The organism is Oryzibacter oryziterrae (assembly GCF_021864535.1).
Lineage (GTDB): Bacteria > Pseudomonadota > Alphaproteobacteria > Rhizobiales > Pleomorphomonadaceae > Pleomorphomonas > Pleomorphomonas oryziterrae.
This window is the reverse complement of sequence record NZ_JAKJIC010000004.1, coordinates 20,960-36,792: the sequence shown is the minus strand read 5'-3', so window position 1 is coordinate 36,792 and position 15,833 is coordinate 20,960. Positions and strand designations below refer to the sequence as shown.

Annotated in this window: 17 protein-coding genes; 4 read left to right on the top strand and 13 right to left on the bottom strand. The window is 65.8% G+C overall.

The features are described from left to right. Positions 1–393, bottom strand: coding sequence for a succinate dehydrogenase, hydrophobic membrane anchor protein (gene sdhD, locus L2I41_RS06025; protein ID WP_237152622.1), 393 nt, complete (start codon positions 391–393; stop codon positions 1–3). 17 nt (positions 394–410) lie between these two features. After that, positions 411–809, bottom strand: coding sequence for a succinate dehydrogenase, cytochrome b556 subunit (gene sdhC / locus L2I41_RS06020; RefSeq protein ID WP_237152621.1), 399 nt, complete (start codon positions 807–809; stop codon positions 411–413). A 454-nt stretch (positions 810–1,263) separates the two neighbouring features. On the opposite strand from sdhC, the gene L2I41_RS06015 reads away from it, so the two are divergent. Both L2I41_RS06015 and L2I41_RS06010 read left to right on the top strand, forming a co-directional pair. Then, positions 1,264–1,692 carry an Hsp20 family protein gene (locus tag L2I41_RS06015; RefSeq protein ID WP_237152620.1) on the top strand — a complete coding sequence of 143 codons (429 nt, stop codon included), beginning with the start codon at positions 1,264–1,266 and terminating at the stop codon, positions 1,690–1,692. A 140-nt stretch (positions 1,693–1,832) separates the two neighbouring features. Next, positions 1,833–2,105: a BQ00720 family protein gene (locus L2I41_RS06010; protein WP_390633883.1), complete on the top strand. Its 273-nt coding sequence runs from the start codon at positions 1,833–1,835 to the stop codon at positions 2,103–2,105. Here L2I41_RS06010 and L2I41_RS06005 read toward each other — a convergent pair. After that, positions 2,099–3,148: a hypothetical protein gene (locus L2I41_RS06005; RefSeq protein ID WP_237152619.1), complete on the bottom strand. Its 1,050-nt coding sequence runs from the start codon at positions 3,146–3,148 to the stop codon at positions 2,099–2,101. The genes L2I41_RS06010 and L2I41_RS06005 overlap by 7 nt on opposite strands. Positions 3,149–3,222: 74 nt before the next feature. Between L2I41_RS06005 and L2I41_RS06000 the strand changes: the two genes are divergently transcribed. Further along, a complete protein-coding gene (locus L2I41_RS06000; RefSeq protein ID WP_237152618.1) occupies positions 3,223–4,224 on the top strand; it encodes an acetyltransferase domain-containing protein in 1,002 nt (333 codons plus the stop codon). 64 nt (positions 4,225–4,288) lie between these two features. Here L2I41_RS06000 and fabI read toward each other — a convergent pair whose 3' ends face one another. The 3 genes from fabI to fabA all read right to left on the bottom strand — a co-directional run bounded on the left by fabI (position 4,289) and on the right by fabA (position 7,054). Beyond that, positions 4,289–5,122, bottom strand: a complete 834-nt coding sequence (gene fabI, locus L2I41_RS05995) for an enoyl-ACP reductase FabI (RefSeq protein ID WP_237152617.1) — start codon at positions 5,120–5,122, stop codon at positions 4,289–4,291. Positions 5,123–5,198: 76 nt separating this feature from the next. Then, entirely contained in the window at positions 5,199–6,422 is a 1,224-nt protein-coding gene (gene fabB, locus L2I41_RS05990) for a beta-ketoacyl-ACP synthase I (RefSeq protein ID WP_237152616.1), read from the bottom strand. 125 nt (positions 6,423–6,547) lie between these two features. Beyond that, positions 6,548–7,054, bottom strand: a complete 507-nt coding sequence (gene fabA, locus L2I41_RS05985; RefSeq protein ID WP_237152615.1) for a 3-hydroxyacyl-[acyl-carrier-protein] dehydratase FabA — start codon at positions 7,052–7,054, stop codon at positions 6,548–6,550. A gap of 437 nt (positions 7,055–7,491) precedes the next feature. On the opposite strand from fabA, the gene irrA reads away from it, so the two are divergent. Then, positions 7,492–7,998: an iron response transcriptional regulator IrrA gene (irrA, locus tag L2I41_RS05980; protein WP_390633880.1), complete on the top strand. Its 507-nt coding sequence runs from the start codon at positions 7,492–7,494 to the stop codon at positions 7,996–7,998. Here the strand turns inward: irrA and nagA are convergent, their stop codons facing one another. The 7 genes from nagA to gabT form a co-directional block, all read right to left on the bottom strand. Then, positions 7,999–9,162 carry an N-acetylglucosamine-6-phosphate deacetylase gene (gene nagA / locus L2I41_RS05975; protein WP_237152614.1) on the bottom strand — a complete coding sequence of 388 codons (1,164 nt, stop codon included), beginning with the start codon at positions 9,160–9,162 and terminating at the stop codon, positions 7,999–8,001. Position 9,163: 1 nt separating this feature from the next. Continuing rightward, entirely contained in the window at positions 9,164–10,186 is a 1,023-nt protein-coding gene (locus tag L2I41_RS05970; RefSeq protein ID WP_390633923.1) for an SIS domain-containing protein, read from the bottom strand. Positions 10,187–10,194: 8 nt separating this feature from the next. Beyond that, entirely contained in the window at positions 10,195–10,959 is a 765-nt protein-coding gene (locus tag L2I41_RS05965; protein ID WP_237152612.1) for a GntR family transcriptional regulator, read from the bottom strand. 5 nt (positions 10,960–10,964) lie between these two features. After that, positions 10,965–11,846: a glucosamine kinase nucleotide-binding domain-containing protein gene (locus L2I41_RS05960; RefSeq protein ID WP_237152611.1), complete on the bottom strand. Its 882-nt coding sequence runs from the start codon at positions 11,844–11,846 to the stop codon at positions 10,965–10,967. Positions 11,847–12,109: 263 nt separating this feature from the next. After that, complete coding sequence (locus L2I41_RS05955; protein ID WP_237152610.1) at positions 12,110–12,646, bottom strand: GNAT family N-acetyltransferase; 537 nt, start codon at positions 12,644–12,646, stop codon at positions 12,110–12,112. Between the two features lie 258 nt (positions 12,647–12,904). Continuing rightward, complete coding sequence (locus L2I41_RS05950; RefSeq protein WP_237152609.1) at positions 12,905–14,359, bottom strand: NAD-dependent succinate-semialdehyde dehydrogenase; 1,455 nt, start codon at positions 14,357–14,359, stop codon at positions 12,905–12,907. A gap of 105 nt (positions 14,360–14,464) precedes the next feature. Further along, complete coding sequence (gabT, locus tag L2I41_RS05945; protein WP_237152608.1) at positions 14,465–15,751, bottom strand: 4-aminobutyrate--2-oxoglutarate transaminase; 1,287 nt, start codon at positions 15,749–15,751, stop codon at positions 14,465–14,467. Between the last annotated feature and the right edge of the window lie 82 nt (positions 15,752–15,833).

Genomic DNA, 15,833 nt, shown 5'->3' with positions numbered 1-15,833 from the left:
TCAGGCTCCGAAGGTGATCTTGAGAAGCGCGACGGCGGCGGCAAGACCGATGAAGGCGCAGAAGAGATTGTTGAGGATGAGCGAGGCGATCTTCAGCTTTTCGCCGTGGACATAGTCCTCGATGATTACCTGCATGCCGAGCTTCATGTGATAGACGCCGGCGCCGATGAAGCCGAGCATGAGCGCGGCGACCAGCGGATTGCCGAGCGTATGGACAACCGAGGCATAGTCGTCGCCCTGCAGCTTCAGCACCAGGATGATGTAGACGATGGCCAGCAGCAGGCTGGCCGCGCCGGTGACTCGCTGGTGCCAGAAATGATGGACGCCGGACTTGGCCGCGCCAAGGCCGCGGGCGCGCGCCAGCGGGGTGCGCATGCGGGAGGGCTTGCTCATGATAAGTCTCCGAAGGCTCAGGCGACCAGAATGCCGATGACGGCAATCACCGCGGTGATTGCCAGGGAGGCGACGATATTGATCTGGGCCATGCGCGTAGCTGTGGCCTTGTCGAGGCAATAGCCGAAATCCCAGAGGAAATGGCGGATGCCGCCAATGGCGTGGTGCACCAGCGCCCAGGCAAAGCCGAGCAGGACCAGACGGCCGAACCAGGAGGAATAGATGCCGTTGACGAAGGCGAAATACTCCGGACCGCTGGCGGCGGCGACCAGCCACCAGACCACGAAGAGCGTGCCGACATAAAGTGCCCCGCCGGTGATGCGGTGAACGATCGACATCATCATGGTGAGGATCGGCCGGAACACCTGCAGGTGCGGCGAAAGCGGGCGGGAAGCGGCGGTGCGTGCGTCAGCCATCAGGTCGGTGTCCCCCGGGTTCCTTTGGAAGTGGCAGCTTCCTGAGCCACCCTCTGACGCTTACGTAAGCGTAAGGATAGCTGTGAATATGAGTTTCTTCTAACGGCTCGGGGGGCGTCCGTCAAAGGTGATCTTGCGCTGCACTATGGGAAAATGCGCAAAGGCCGCGCAAGTAAGACCAATTGTGATGCGCGAAGACGCCGCAAGCGCGGGAGAAATGTGGCGATCATTCTCACGTTGCTTTGGCGCGGGAGACCATTGCCCGGCGTCCCGGGCCATGGCGCAGCATACGGCAACCGCCCCTTACGAATACGGCAGCCTGCCAGCCGAGCCCGGGGCGCCGCCGAATCGTATCTTGAATGACCGCGTCGGCATTGCCATATAGGTCGGGTAACTGCCGGATGCCTCCTGGAGGGTCCGGATCCAAGGTCGCTACCGTCAGGACTTTGCAGACATGACACGCATGGCAGGATTTTCGAGCCCCTTCCTCCTGGGGTTCGACGAGATCGAGCGGGCTATCGACCGCGTCACCAAGGCCGCCAGCGACGGCTACCCCCCCTATAATATCGAGCGCATCGAGCGCGACGAGCCCAACGGCGATGTCATCCGCATCACGCTTGCGGTGGCTGGCTTCACGCGCGATCAGCTGGACGTTTCCGTCGAGGAAAACCAGCTCGTGATCCGCGGCCGACAGATCGACGACAAGAGCCGGCAATATCTGCATCGGGGCATTGCCGCGCGGCAGTTCCAGCGCAGCTTCGTGCTGGCCGAGGGCATCGAGATCCTCGGCGCCGATCTCAAGGACGGCCTGCTGTCCATCGATCTGGTGCGACCGCCGCTTGAGCGCGTGATCCGAAAGATCGAGATCAACGGGCTCGGCTAAAGCTGCCGGTCGGCATAAACACCCCGGTAGGGAATTCCTGATACTGTTTGACTTCGCCGTTTGGTCTGCCGGTCTGGCACCGAAGGGTGACTGTCCTCTGTGCCCGCCCTGTCGGGACACGTGAGGAGAGGAGATGCGTCATGCTTACCGATTACAATGTCACCTGCTCCGACGGCAAGGTCATGCCCGATGCGGCCTTCCTGCAGCTCGGCGGCGGCGAAGTTGCCTATCTCAAGACCGTGCGGTCCGACGAAGTCCTGGCCGCCTATCCCGGTTATCTGGACCTGGCGCCCGGTCTGACGCTGTGGTCGCTGCATTCGGCCGACGGTCGTCCCATCATGCTGACCGACAGCCGCGAGGCGGCGCTGGCCAATGCCGTCGAGGCCGAACTGGTGACCGTGTCGGTTCACTGATCCGCGACAGCTCCGGCGATGCGGGCGAAGTCCCCGTCCGCCGGATGAAGGCTGAGAGCCTGCCGTGCCACCACGGCGGCGTCTTCCGTCCGACCTAGCTCCGTCAGCAGCAGGATGCGGCGACGGGGAACTTCCTTGAGATAGCGCTTGGTGAGTCCCGACAGGGTCTCGTCGGCCCGTATGGTCCGCTCCAGAGCCTCGAGGCACTCGAGCGCCGCGCCCCTGTGTCCCTGGTGTTCGAGCACCGCGGCACGCAGGAGTTCGACGCCGGGATTGCAGGCCGGCGGCATGGCGGCAAGACCGCCCAGATCCACAGCATTGCCCTGAGCAAAAGCAAGGCTTGCGGCTGCAAAGGCCCGGTAGCCGTCCCAATCGGCGACATCCACCACAAGACTGCGGGCCGCGCATTCCTCCCGCACATCCCGCGCAAAGGTGGCGATCACCTTGCGGATGATGTTGAGGCTGTAGAGGTGATCGTGCAGTTCGTGGCTTGAGGCAAGCGTCGTCAGGCGCACCGTCGCCGGCAGCGCTGCGGCCGCGAGCCGTGCAGCAACGCCGGCGTCATAGGCGTCGAAGAGGCCCGTGACGATCTCGATGCGGCCGTCACGGACAGCACTCACCAAGGCCGCGATATCCGGTTCAGCCGCATCCGCCGTGAGCCCGGCAGCGGCTGACTGGCTGGCCGGCTCGCCGATGCGGAAATCCGGTGAAAAGGCGAAGACGCGCGCCTGCGGCCAGCGGGCCGCCGCGGCCAACGCCGCAAATCCGCCCATGGAGCTGCCGTAGAAGATCAGGTCCTCGGCGCCGGTCATGGCTTGCGCCCGGGCGATCGCTGCGTCGATGGCCGCGTCTGCACCGCGATACCAGGCGTTGTCCGGCTGATTGAGGAAGAGGCAGGCGTGGGTGGTGCGGGCAAACAGACGCTCCAGCCCGAACTTGCCGTCGGGCACGCGCACCTGGCTGAAGACGACCACAAGTCGCGCACTGCCGCGTCCGGCCTTGAGGCGCATCCGCAGGCTGCCACTTCCCTCGTCAAAAAGCACTTGCCCTGCGTCCGCGACCGTTTGCACCTGTTGCGTCTCCCCGCCTTCTCGCGCAAACCGTCTGAGGAGGCACCATGACTGATTCGACCTTCCCAAGGGCCGATGCCCAGCCGCGAGCCGGTCGCATTGCTGCGATTGACCTCTTGCGCGGCCTCGCGCTGATCGCCATGGCGGTCTACCATTTCTCCTGGGATCTCGCCAACGTTCATCTGGTGAAATGGGGCGTTGCCTCCGATCCGCTGTGGCGCGACTTTGCCAAGGGGATCGCCGGGACCTTCCTGATGCTGGCCGGCATTTCACTGGTACTGGCGCACCGCGACGGGATCGACATCACCCGCTTCACCGGGCGGGTGCTCCGCATCGCCGCCGGTGCGGTGCTGGTGTCGCTGGCCTCGTGGTACATGTTTCCGGATGCCTGGATCTTCTTCGGCATCCTGCACATGATGGTGGCCGGCAGCATCGCCGGACTGCTGGTCCTGCGCCTGCCGCCGATCCTGCTCCTGGCTCTTGCGGCCGGGGCCATGGCCCTGCCGGTCTATTATTTCAATCCGGCCCTCGATCCCCTGCCCTATGCGGTCATAGGTCTGTCGGACACGGTTCCGGTGTCCAACGACTTCGTGCCCTTCTTTCCTTGGATCGGGCCGATGCTTGCGGGCATGGCCATCGGTCGCTGGATCGTCAACGGCAGCATCCGCCTGCCGCAGGGATTGCCCAAGAGCAAGCCGCTCGGGTTCCTGGCGACGCTCGGCCGCTGGAGCCTGGTCTTCTATCTGGTGCACCAGCCGGTGCTCTTCGGCATCGCCGAGGGCCTGGCGGCGATCCTTCCTGTCGATCCGGTGGTGGAGCGTGTCACCTTCATCAACGACTGCAAGGCCGAATGCGGCAACTTCGGCGCCGGTGAGGGCTATTGCACCGCCTTCTGCGGCTGCGTCGCCAGCTCGCTCGATGGCACCGAGATCTGGAAATCGCGCGGCCCCAATGCCAGCTTCGGGCCGCTGATCGCTACGGCCGCCTCCACCTGCCAGGGGGCGGGCGATGACAGCAATCCGGCCGCCGACGACCCGTCCGACGATTGACGGCATGAAAAAGGGCCGATCCATCGGACCGGCCCTTCCAGCAACTTTCAGCCCTTGAAGCCGATCACTCGCTGACGACACCCTCGGCGGCTTCGCGGCGATCCTGCTCCTTGAGCTCGTCGATGCGCGGCATGGACATGATCGAGTAGCCCGAATCGACGAAGTGGATCTCGCCGGTGACACCGGTGGACAGATCGGACAGCAGGTAGAGCGCCGAACCGCCGACCTCATCGATGGTGACGGTGCGCTTCAGCGGCGCATTCTTCTTCTGGAAGTTATACATGAGCCGCGCGTCGGTGACGCCGGCACCGGCCAGCGTCCGCACGGGGCCGGCCGAGATGGCGTTGACGCGCACCTGATCCTCGCCGAAGTCGGCAGCCAGATAGCGCACCGAGCTCTCAAGCGCGGCCTTGGCCACACCCATGACGTTGTAATTGGGCATGACGCGGGTGGAGCCGCCGTAGGTCAGCGTCAGGATCGAGCCGCCGTTCGGCATCAGGGCCGCAGCGCGCTTGGCGATCTCGGTGAAGGAGAAGACCGAGATCACCATGGTGCGCGAGAAATTCTCGCGCGTGGTGTCGGCGTAGCGCCCCTTCAGCTCGTTCTTGTCGGAGAACCCGATCGAATGCACGAGGAAATCGATGCTGCCCCATTCGGCCTTCAGCGTCTCGAAGACGGCGTCGACAGAGGCGATGTCCTCGACGTCGCAGGGGATCAGGAACTTGGAACCCACTTCCTCGGCCAGCGGCTTCACGCGCTTGCCGAAGGCATCGCCCTGATAGGTGAAGGCAAGTTCGGCACCCTGCGATGACAGGGCCTTGGCGATGCCCCAGGCGATGGAGTGATTGTTGGCAACACCCATGATCAAGCCGCGCTTGCCGGCCATCAATCCAGTCATCTCGTCCAACCTTGAAACAGAAAAAAGGTCAGCCGCCGGGCGCTCATGGCACCGCGGCGGCCGTGAAACATCGTCATCAGGCGACGTAGCGCTGCAGAACCAGCGTGGCGTTGGTGCCACCGAAACCGAAGCTGTTGGACAGCACGGTGTCGATCTTGGCGTTGTCGACGCGCTCGCGCAGGATCGGCATGTCGGCGAAGGCCGGATCGATCTCATCGATATGGGCGCTCTTGCAGATGAAGCGGTTGTTCATCATCAACAGCGAGTAGATGGCTTCCTGCACGCCGGTCGCGCCGAGCGAATGGCCGGTGAGCGACTTGGTGGCCGCGATCGGCGGGCACTTGTCGGCACCGCCGAACACGGTGCGGATCGCCTCGATTTCCGGGGCGTCGCCAGCCGGCGTCGAGGTGGCGTGCGGGTTGATGTAGTCGATCTTTTCCTTGACGGTCGACAGGGCCTGACGCATGCAGCGCACCGCGCCTTCGCCCGAGGGGGCGACCATGTCGTAGCCGTCAGACGTCGCGCCATAGCCGACGATCTCGCCGTAGATGCGGGCGCCGCGCGCCTTGGCATGTTCGAGCTCTTCCAGCACCAGCACGCCGGCGCCGCCGGCGATGACGAAGCCGTCGCGGTTCTTGTCATAGGCGCGCGAGGCGGTGGACGGAGTGTCGTTATACTTCGAGCTCATGGCGCCCATGGCGTCGAACAGCACGCTGAGCGTCCAGTCGAGCTCTTCCGATCCGCCGGCGAACATCACGTCCTGCTTGCCCCACTGGATCAGCTCGTAGGCATTGCCGATGCAGTGGTTGGAGGTGGCACAGGCCGAGGAGATCGAATAGTTGACGCCCTTGATCTTGAACCAGGTGGCCAGCGTCGCCGAGGCGGTGGAGCTCATGGCCTTGGGCACGGCGAAGGGGCCGACGCGCTTGGGCCCCTTGGTGCGGGTGATGTCGGCCGCTTCGACGATGGTGCGGGTGGACGGACCGCCCGAGCCCATGATGATGCCGGTGCGCTCGTTGACGATGTCGCCTTCCTCGAGACCGGAGTCGGCGATGGCCTGCTCCATGGCCACGTGGTTCCAGGCGGTACCGCCGCCATGGAAACGCATGGCGCGCCGATCGACGACGGCGGCCGGGTCAAGTGTCGGCGCGCCGTACACCTGGCAACGGAAGCCGAGTTCGGCGAAGGACGGCGCATGGGTGATGCCCGACCTGGCCTCGTGCAACGACGACAGGACTTCCTGCGTGTTGTTGCCGATCGAGGACACAATGCCCATACCGGTGACGACGACGCGCCTCATGACAATATTCCTTGATCTGTGGTGGCCGAATGGGTGCCCTCACGAGGTCGCCCGGCCAGCTTAAGTCCATATGGCCCTGTGCGCCCGGCCTTCAAGTCCGGTGGCGCACAGGCCCGAAATGCCGATCAGGCCTTGAACAGGCCGACCTTGAGATCAGTGGCCTTGAAGACCACCTCGCCGTCGGCCTTCACCCAGCCGTCGGCAATGCCGAGCACCAGGCGGCCGCGCATGACGCGCTTGAAATCGACGCCGAACTCAACCTGCTTGGTGGTCGGCACGATCTGGCCGGTGAACTTCACCTCACCGGTGGAGATGGCGCGCCCGCGGCCCGGCTCGCCGAGCCAGCCGAGGAAGAAGCCGGTCATCTGCCAGAGGGCGTCGAGGCCGAGGCAGCCCGGCATCACCGGATCGCCCTTGAAATGGCAGGGGAAGAACCAGAGGTCCGGCCGAATCTCCAGCGTGGCGCGGATGTAGCCCTTGCCATGCTCGCCGCCGTCTTCGAAGATCTCGGAGATGCGATCGAACATCAGCATGGGGGGCATGGGAAGTTGGGCGTTGCCGGGACCAAACATCTCGCCGCGTCCGCAAGCCAACAGGTCTTCGTAGTCGAAACTGTTCCTTCGCCCGCTCATGCTCTTTTATCGCCTCGCTTGTCGTTTTTCTGACCCGGGCCGACATTTTCGTATGGCCCGTTGCAATCCTGTCTCATAATACCCGGCGAGCGCCTGACACTCCCGAAAATCCTGCCAGCGCCAACGGCTTCAAGGAGCCTGCACCGAAACGGCCGCCGGAACGTGGGTTGCCGGCCGCCTCAGGATTTCCGTGGCATCAACGGCCTCTGACGCCGGTCTTCATGCGAAGTCCGGCCTGCAGAGGCTCTGCGCCCCGCACGGTAAAGTGGGCGATCTCTAACACAGGTCACAGCCCATCGAAAGCCTCGCCAAGTGCGCATCACCGGCCTTTTTTCGTTGTCTTGCGCTTGGCCTTCGAATTGCATATTATTTGAGATTGGAAATCCGGATTGCTTGTCCTGTCGCGGACAATTGGGCCGGCAGACCGGATCAGAGAAATGGAACGTATTTTGCCGACTGAACGACAGACCCGCAGCCTCGACGATCCCGAGACCGAAGTGAACGCGCAGGATCGGCGCGTGTCTGCCGCCTTTCAGATCAGCCCGCGATCGCGCCTGCGCGACGCCGGCCTGAGGCCGACCCGCCAGCGCGTCGCCCTTGCCGACATTCTCTATTCCCGTGGCCACCGGCATGTGAGCGCGGAAGAACTGCACGCCGAGGCGGTGATTGCCCGCGTGCCGGTGTCGCTTGCCACCGTCTACAACACGCTGCACCAATTCACCGAGGCCGGTCTGCTCAGGGAAGTGGCGGTCGAGGGCACACGCACCTATTTCGACACCAATGTGGACGACCACCACCATTTCTATGTGGAAGGCGAGAGCCGCATCTTCGACATTCCCGGCAAGGGCCTGGATGTGGGCATGCTGCCGGAAGCCCCCGAGGGCATGGAGATCGTCCGCGTCGACGTGGTGGTCCGGCTGCGCCCCAAGGCGGGGCGCAACTGATCAGCCGATCGGCGCGTCAGAGCATTCGACACCGTCCAGCCAGACACGGCGCGGCCTGAGGCCGTCGTCGAGCAGCAGCATGTCGGCAATGCGCCCGGGCTGCAGGCTGCCGCGCGTCGCGTCGATCCGCAGGAACCGGGCCGGATAGAGCGTGGTCATGCGCAGGGCTTCTTCGCGGCTCAACTGCAGATGCTCGACGGCAAAGCGCAGGCTTGCGGCCATGTCGATGTCGGCGCCGGCCAAGGTGCCGTCGTCAAAGGTCAGTCGCCCGTCGGCGCGCGTCGCGAGCCGCCCCCCCAGCGAGAAGCTCGTGGCGTCAACGCCAACGGTCGGCATGGCGTCGGTGACGATGAAGCACTTGCCCGGCCCCTGCTTGGCGCGCAAGGCGAGATCGAGACAGGCGGGATGCACGTGATGGCCGTCGGTGATCATGCCACACCAGACCGACCCGCTGTTGAGGGCAGCGCCGACCATGCCCGGCGCGCGATGGCCGAGCGGGCTCATGGCGTTGAAGAGATGGGTGATGCCACGCGCGCCGGCATCGATGGCAGCCATGGCCGCGTCATAGGCCGCGTCCGTGTGACCGAGCGAGACGATGACGCCGGCGTCCGCCAGCCGGCGGATGAGGCGCGGCGGCGCCTGCTCGACGGCCAGGGTGACCATCAGGACGCCGATGGCCGGACGCGCCGCGATCAGCCTGTCCACATCGGTGTCGTCGAGCGGACGCATCAGATGGGCAGGATGAGCGCCCTTGCGCGCCGGAGCCAGATGCGGCCCCTCGAGGTGGACGCCGAGCACGCCGGCTTGAACCCCGGCCGCCGCCACCGCGGCGTCGAGCGCTTGCTCGGTGACCGCCTGGGTGTCGGTCACCAGCGTCGGCAGCAGACCGGTGGTGCCGTAGCGGCGGTGCGCGGCGGCAATGCGGCCCATGGCGCCGGGCGTGCGGTCGTCATTGAGGAGAACGCCGCCACCGCCGTTGACCTGCGCGTCGATGAAGCCGGCGGTGAGGAGGCCGCCCTCAAGGTCGACCCGCTGCGCGGCGCTCGGGATCTCCGACGGCGCGCACTGACCGACAACCCGGCCGGCTTCCACCAGCAAGGTCCTGCCGGAGACAATCCTGTCGCCGTCGAACAGGTCGGCGCCGGTGAAAGCGGTCAGGGTCATGTCAGCGGGTCTCCGTCACCTTGGCGAGATTGACCGGACGATCCGGATCGAAGCCGCGCGCCAGCGAAATGCCCTCGATGAAGCGATAGAAGGACAGCGCCATGGCGATGGCATCAGTGATGCCGTGACCGGTGGAGACGGTCGGCAGGTGGGTGCCCGGCAGGCCGTTGCGGGCCGTTGCCGTGAAGATGTTGCCGCCGGCGCCCTTCAGCTTCTCGATGCCGGCGATATTGGCGGAGGCGGCCGCGTCCTCGGGCACCAGCGCCAGCACGGGGAACTGGTCCTGCACCAGGCGCAGCGGCCCGTGCATCACTTCGGCGGCCGAGAAGGCTTCCGCGTGCAGCGCGCAGGTTTCCTTGCACTTCAGCGCGATTTCCTGGGCAACCGGAAAGCCGGTGCCACGGCCGACGACGAACATGGAGTCTGCGTGGGTGAAGACGCGGGCGGCCGGCGACCAATCCATGCGCAAGGCCATGGCCAGGTGGTCGGGCAGCGCTTCGAGGGCGCGCAGCAGGTCGTTGTCGGCGGCCCATTCGGCGACGATGCGAGCGGCAGCGGCAACCGAGGCGATGAAGCTCTTGGTGGCGGCGACCGAGGTTTCCGGACCGGCGTGCAGCGGGATCAGCGCATCGGCCTCACGGGCAAGCGGGCTGTCCTCGACGTTGACGAGCGCGATGGCGAAGGCGCCGCCAGCGCGCGCCTTGGCCTGCAGGGCCACGAGATCGGGGCTCTTGCCCGACTGGGACACCGACAGCACCGCGCCGCCCTGCATCTTGAGAGGCGCGTCATAGATGGAGGCGATGGAGGGGCCGATGGAGGCGACCGGCGTACCGATCAGGATCTCCGTCGCATATTTGAAGAAGGCGGCGGCGTGATCGGACGAACCGCGGGCGCACGTTGCGAGCGGTGAGGGGGACAGCTGGCGCAGGTGGCGACCGAGGTCGCGGAAGTTGGCCGCTTCCTCGGCGAAGAGGCGCGCGACCACATCCGGCGCTTCGGTCGTCTCGCGCAGCATGGCGGTCATTGTCGTGGTCATGGATCTTTCCCCGGATTGAGTTCGGCGACGAAGTCATAGGCGTCGCCGCGATAGAAGGAGCGGGTGAACTCGACGACGCGGCCGTCGGCGAGATAGGAAATGCGTTCGATCTTGAGCGCCGGCGCACCGGCGGCGATGCCCAGATGCTCGGCCTCGACGGCGCCGAGGCTGACGGCGCGAATGCGTTGCATGGCGCGGGCCGGGCGGATGCCGCGGGCCCGCAACACGGCATAGAGGGACTCGTTGACCTCCGACGGATCAGCCAGGAGCGCTTGCGGCAGGCTGGACATTTCGAGCGCCATGGGCACGTCGTCGGCAAAGCGCAGGCGATAGATCCGGCAGACCTTCTCGCCGAGCGTGATGCCGAGCGTCATGGCCTCCGACGAGGACGGAAGCGAGATGGTGCTGTCGAGCACCCGCGTGGCCGGACGCATGCCGCGAGCCCGCATCTCCTCGGAGAAGGAGGTGAGACGCGACAGCGGCTGTTCCACCTGGCGCGGCTTGCTGCCGATGAAGGTGCCGGCGCCTCGGCGGGGCACCAGGAGGCCTTCGGCGGCAAGCCCGCTCAACGCCTTGCGGACGGTGACGCGGGAGATGCCGAAGAGGGTGGCAAGGTCGCGTTCGGCCGGCAAGGCATCGCCGGCTTGCAGCCCACCCGCCGCAACGGCGTCGCGCAGGGCCGCCTGCAGGCGCATGTAGATGGGCGCCGCCCCGGGAGCATCGCGCCAGGACGTACCGATCACGTCTGCGAGCGATGCCATGGCGCCTACTCCCGCTTGAGACCGCGCGCCATGCGCAGGGCGCCGTCGAGCGCGTTGCCCAGGGGCTCGGTGAGGACGGAGGAGAGGTTGGCGGCCAGATGGGGGCGATAGACGGCGGCAAGACCGCCGACCAGGGCGATACGGGCCGCACCCTTGCTGACGAGCCGGGACACCAGTCCCTCGACCTCGGACACGGCCTCGGTGCGAAGCTCGATGGCGACGGGGTCGCCGGCTTCGGCGTAGGTGAAGACCATGGGGGCGAACTCGGCCCAATCCCGCGGGATGGCCTTGAGCGCCCAGGCGAGCATGGTGGTCTCGCTGTCATCAAAGCGCGCCATGATGGCGTCGGTGAAGGGCGAGGCGGACTTGATGCCTTCAAAGCCGAGCAACGCACGCCGCGCCGCCCGATGGCCGACGACGGCACCCGAGGCACCATCGGACAGGGCAAAGCCCCAGCCGCCAACCCGGTAACTCTCGCCGTCGAGGCGACCATAGCCCTGGCTGCCGGTGCCGAGGATCAGGATGGCGCCGTCCTGTCCGTCATGGGCGCCGACGCAGGCGGTCTCGGCGTCGGAGGTGACCATCTGCGCCGCAAAGCCGAAGGGCCAGGCCGTCAGCGCCGCCGCTTCGCGCGGGGAGTTGCCGCCGGCCATGCCGAGGACGGCGTGCACACGTCCGAAGGCGGCGTCCGTCAGGCCCGCCTCGGCAAGCGCCGCGCGGGTGGCCGTGAGGATCGACTGGGCGGCACGGTCAAGATCGGTGGTGATGTTCGAGGGACCGCCGGTACCGCTGCCGAGCGTGATCCCATCCGCATCGCTGATACGTGCGCGGCAGTTGGTGCCACCACCGTCGATGCCGAGGAAGAGGGGGGAATCCTGTGCAGGCAACTTCGAGTCCTTCGCGAGTCCTGGATAATACCAATGGCGCGCACCACGCCTGATGGCGCTGCCCGCTCCCTTAGCACCGCGTGCGGATTGGTTTCAATACCAATTCGATTGGCATTATCGCCCGCGATCGAGACTGCCGGAAAATGTGATTGTCTCGCAGTCACTTAAGATGAGCGCGAGATTCAATGAAAATCATGTCAGGGGCGTGACAAGAGTCCGCCTGCGCAATTGGCCTTATGGATTTAATACCAATGCGAATGGATTCATCGGGGTTGCGTCAGGTCACCCAACTGAATCGGCGCGAGCAGCGCCATGCGGACATCGTCATGGGCGACGCCGTCCACGAGGAAGGCGCCCCGCGAGACGCCCTCCTCCTGAAAGCCGACCTTGCGGTAGAGGGCGATGGCGCGAAGGTTGTCGGCCCGGACGATCAGCTCGATCCGGCGGTAGCCCACCTGCCAGCCTGCGGCAATGGTGGCCTCGATCAGGGGAAGGCCATGTCCCTTGTCTCTCCAGCCGGGCAGCAGCCCCATGCCGAGAACGGCCCGGTGGCGGAAAACTTCACGGTCGGAGAATCGCGTGAGGTCGCACCAGCCGACCACGGCACCGGCATGGGCGAGGACATAGCGCGGATCCCCGCGCTCGGTGCATTCCTGCACATAGGCGCGCGCCGCCTCAAGCGGTGGCGTATCGAGAAAGGACAGGTATTTGCGCTCGCGCGAGACAACCCCGACCGCCTGGCGCAGGCTTTCGAAGTCTTCTTCCCTGTAGGGACGAAGGATGGGGGTCTCTTGCGGCATCGAACGCTCCCTTGGAGGATGGCGCGGGCAGCGAACCACCGTGGATGCGGTGAGTCAAAGACAAAAAGCGGTGGCGTGCCAGTCCGCACGTCACCGCTCCAGTCAATATCTGGCTGAATGTCAGCCCCCCGTTTCGGCCTTGCAGCAGACGATCGGGACCTGCTGCTCAAACTCTTGAATCCGGAGCGATTTCTTGTCGACCTGACGATTCCGTCAGGTCGGAAAGCGCTCATGGCGGGCCGACCGTGGCAACCGGCCTTACTTGTCGAGGCCGGCCACCAGCATGTATTTCTTCTCGACGAATTCATCGAGGCCGTGGTGCGAACCTTCGCGCCCGAAGCCGCTCTCCTTGATCCCGCCGAAGGGGGCGAGCTCGGTGGAGATCAGGCCCGAGTTGATGCCGACCATGCCATACTGCAGCTTCTCGGCCACGCGGAAGATACGGCCGACATCGCGCGAGAAGAAGTAGGAGGCGAGGCCGAACTCGGTGTCGTTGGCATAGCGGACCACTTCCTCTTCGGTGTCGAAGGGGAAGACCGGGGCGACCGGACCGAAGGTCTCCTCACGCGCCACCTTCATGTCCTGCGTGACGCCGGAGATGACGGTCGGCTCGAAGAAGGTGCCGCCGAGCGCATGGCGCTTGCCGCCGAGCACCACCTTGGCGCCCTTGGCGAGCGCGTCGGCGAGGTGCTCTTCCACCTTGTCGACGGCCTTTTCGTTGATCAGCGGACCCTGGGTGACACCAGCCTCGGTGCCCGAGCCGACGTTGAGCTTGGCCACTGCCGCCGTCAGCTTCTCGACGAAGGCGTCATAGATGCCGCGCTGGGCGTAGACGCGGTTGGCGCAGACGCAGGTCTGGCCCATGTTGCGGAACTTCGACACCATGGCGCCTTCGACGGCAACGTCGAGATCGGCATCGTTGAAGACGATGAAGGGGGCGTTGCCGCCGAGTTCCAGCGCCATCTTCTTGAGCGTGCCGACCGACTGGCGGGCGAGCAGCTTGCCGATTTCCGTCGAGCCGGTGAAGGAAACGACGCGCACGGCCGGGTGCGAGGTCATCACCTCGCCGATCGGCGCGGCGCGGCCGGTCACCACGGAGAGAACGCCGGCGGGAATGCCGGCGCGTTCGGCGAGCGCCACCAGGGCAAGCGCGGTGAGCGGGGTTTCCATGGCCGGCTTGATGATGGCGGTGCAGCCGACGGCGAGCGCCGGCGCCACCTTGCGGGTGATCATCGCAGCCGGGAAGTTCCACGGCGTGATGGCGGCGACGACGCCGACCGGCTGGCGGATCACCAGGATGCGGGCGTCAGCGCGGTGCGAGGGCAGCGTCTCGCCGTAAACGCGCTTGGCCTCTTCGGCGTAGAACTCGATATAGGCGGCGGCATAGTCGATCTCGCCACGGGCCTCGGCCAGCGGCTTGCCCTGCTCGGAAGTGAGGATCAGCGCGAGATCATCCCGGTTGGCGATGATCAGATCGAACCAGCGGCGCAGGATGTTGGAACGCTCCTTGGCCACCTTGGCAGCCCAGGCCTCCATGGCGGCGGCGGCATGATCGATGGCGGCGGACGTCTCGGCGGCACCGAAGTTCGGCACCTTGGCGATGACGGCACCGGTGGCCGGGTTGGTGACGTCGACGGTGCCTTCGCCCACCCAGGCGCCGTTCACATAGCAGCGGGGGATGAGAAGCGTCGGGTCCTTGAGAGCGAGGGTCATGGCACGGCCTCCGAAAGGAAGGGCGGCCCGCAAGGACGCGGCACCGCCGAAGAAGATGCGAGAATTGCAAGGGAAAGACCGGGGCCGAGGCCCCGGTCCGGCAGATCAGCCCTTGGCTTTGATCAGGGCCGCCTCGAGCTTGTCGAGACCCTCGTTCAGGATCTCGTCCGAAGCGGTCAGCGGCACCAGGATGCGGATGACGTTGAAGTTGACGCCGCAGGACAGAAGGATCAACCCGCTCTCGATGGCGGCGGCCGTGATGCGCTTGGTGGCGTCGGCGTCCGGCTCATAGGCACCGTGCGACTTGACGACGTCGAAGCCGATCATGGCGCCGGGGCCGCGGATGCCGCTGATCGGCACCACGTCGTTGCGCTGGGCGATCTTGGCAAGGCGGGCCTTGATGGTGGCGCCCATGGTGTTGGCGCGCTCGCAGAGCTTCTCTTCCTCGATCACCTCGAGCACGGCCAGAGCGGCGGCAAGCGCCAGCGGCGAGCCGGCATAGGTGCCGCCGAGACCGCCGGCTTCGGCGCCGTCCATGATGGCGGCCTTGCCGAGCACGCCCGACAGCGGGAAGCCGCCGGCCAGCGACTTGGCCATGGTGACCAGGTCGGGTTCGACGCCGGAATTTTCCATGGCGAAGATCTTGCCGGTGCGGCCGAAGCCGGTCTGCACTTCGTCGGCGATCAGCACGATGCCGTGTTCGTCGCAGATGGTGCGCAGCGCCACCAGCAGATCCTTGGGCGCCTCATAGAAGCCGCCCTCGCCCTGCACGGGCTCGACGATGATGGCGGCAACGCGCGAGGGCTCGACGTCGGCGCGGAACAGGAAGTCCAGCGCCTTCAGCGTGTCGGCCGTGGTGGTGCCATGGTCGGCGATCGGGAAGGGCAGGTGATAGATCTCGTTCGGCATCGGGCCGAACTTCTTCTTGTAGGGCAGCACCTTGCCGGTGAGGCCCATGGTCATCATGGTGCGGCCGTGGAAGCCGCCGGCAAAGGCGATCACCGCCGAGCGGCCGGTGGCGGCGCGGGCGATCTTGACGGCATTCTCGACGGCTTCGGCACCGGTGGAGAAGAAGATGGTCTTGGCCGGGCCCTTGAAGGGAGCAAGCGCATTGATCTTCTCGGCCAGCGCCACATAGGGCTCGTACTGGGTGACCTGGAAGCAGGTGTGGGTGTAGGCGTCAAGCTGGGCCTTGACGGCGGCGATCACCTTGGGATGGCGATGACCGGTGTTGAGCACGGCGATGCCGCCGGCAAAATCCACGTAGCGCTTGCCTTCCACGTCCCACAGCTCGGCATTCTCGGCGCGGGCGGTGTAGACGGGATAGGCGTTGCCGACACCGCGCGGAATGGCGATCTGGCGACGGGCAACGAGTTCGGCATTGGTGGACATGGGCAAGGCCTCCGGTTTGGGTTGCGGCATCAAACCGGGAAACAGCCCACAGGTGGAGCCGCAAAATCCACACCCGAGCGGT

Bases quoted from the DNA above. Each gene is read 5' to 3' on its own strand.
- L2I41_RS06015 (WP_237152620.1), top strand. From the start codon at position 1,264: ATGACACGCATGGCAGGATTTTCGAGCCCCTTCCTCCTGGGGTTCGAC.
- L2I41_RS05970 (WP_390633923.1), bottom strand. From the start codon at position 10,186: ATGACCGCCATGCTGCGCGAGACGACCGAAGCGCCGGATGTGGTCGCG.
- L2I41_RS05955 (WP_237152610.1), bottom strand. From the start codon at position 12,646: ATGCCGCAAGAGACCCCCATCCTTCGTCCCTACAGGGAAGAAGACTTC.
- sdhC (WP_237152621.1), bottom strand. From the start codon at position 809: ATGGCTGACGCACGCACCGCCGCTTCCCGCCCGCTTTCGCCGCACCTG.
- fabI (WP_237152617.1), bottom strand. From the start codon at position 5,122: ATGACTGGATTGATGGCCGGCAAGCGCGGCTTGATCATGGGTGTTGCC.
- L2I41_RS06010 (WP_390633883.1), top strand. From the start codon at position 1,833: ATGCTTACCGATTACAATGTCACCTGCTCCGACGGCAAGGTCATGCCC.
- L2I41_RS05965 (WP_237152612.1), bottom strand. From the start codon at position 10,959: ATGGCATCGCTCGCAGACGTGATCGGTACGTCCTGGCGCGATGCTCCC.
- L2I41_RS06000 (WP_237152618.1), top strand. From the start codon at position 3,223: ATGACTGATTCGACCTTCCCAAGGGCCGATGCCCAGCCGCGAGCCGGT.
- fabA (WP_237152615.1), bottom strand. From the start codon at position 7,054: ATGAGCGGGCGAAGGAACAGTTTCGACTACGAAGACCTGTTGGCTTGC.
- sdhD (WP_237152622.1), bottom strand. From the start codon at position 393: ATGAGCAAGCCCTCCCGCATGCGCACCCCGCTGGCGCGCGCCCGCGGC.
- fabB (WP_237152616.1), bottom strand. From the start codon at position 6,422: ATGAGGCGCGTCGTCGTCACCGGTATGGGCATTGTGTCCTCGATCGGC.
- L2I41_RS05950 (WP_237152609.1), bottom strand. From the start codon at position 14,359: ATGACCCTCGCTCTCAAGGACCCGACGCTTCTCATCCCCCGCTGCTAT.
- gabT (WP_237152608.1), bottom strand. From the start codon at position 15,751: ATGTCCACCAATGCCGAACTCGTTGCCCGTCGCCAGATCGCCATTCCG.
- irrA (WP_390633880.1), top strand. From the start codon at position 7,492: ATGGAACGTATTTTGCCGACTGAACGACAGACCCGCAGCCTCGACGAT.
- nagA (WP_237152614.1), bottom strand. From the start codon at position 9,162: ATGACCCTGACCGCTTTCACCGGCGCCGACCTGTTCGACGGCGACAGG.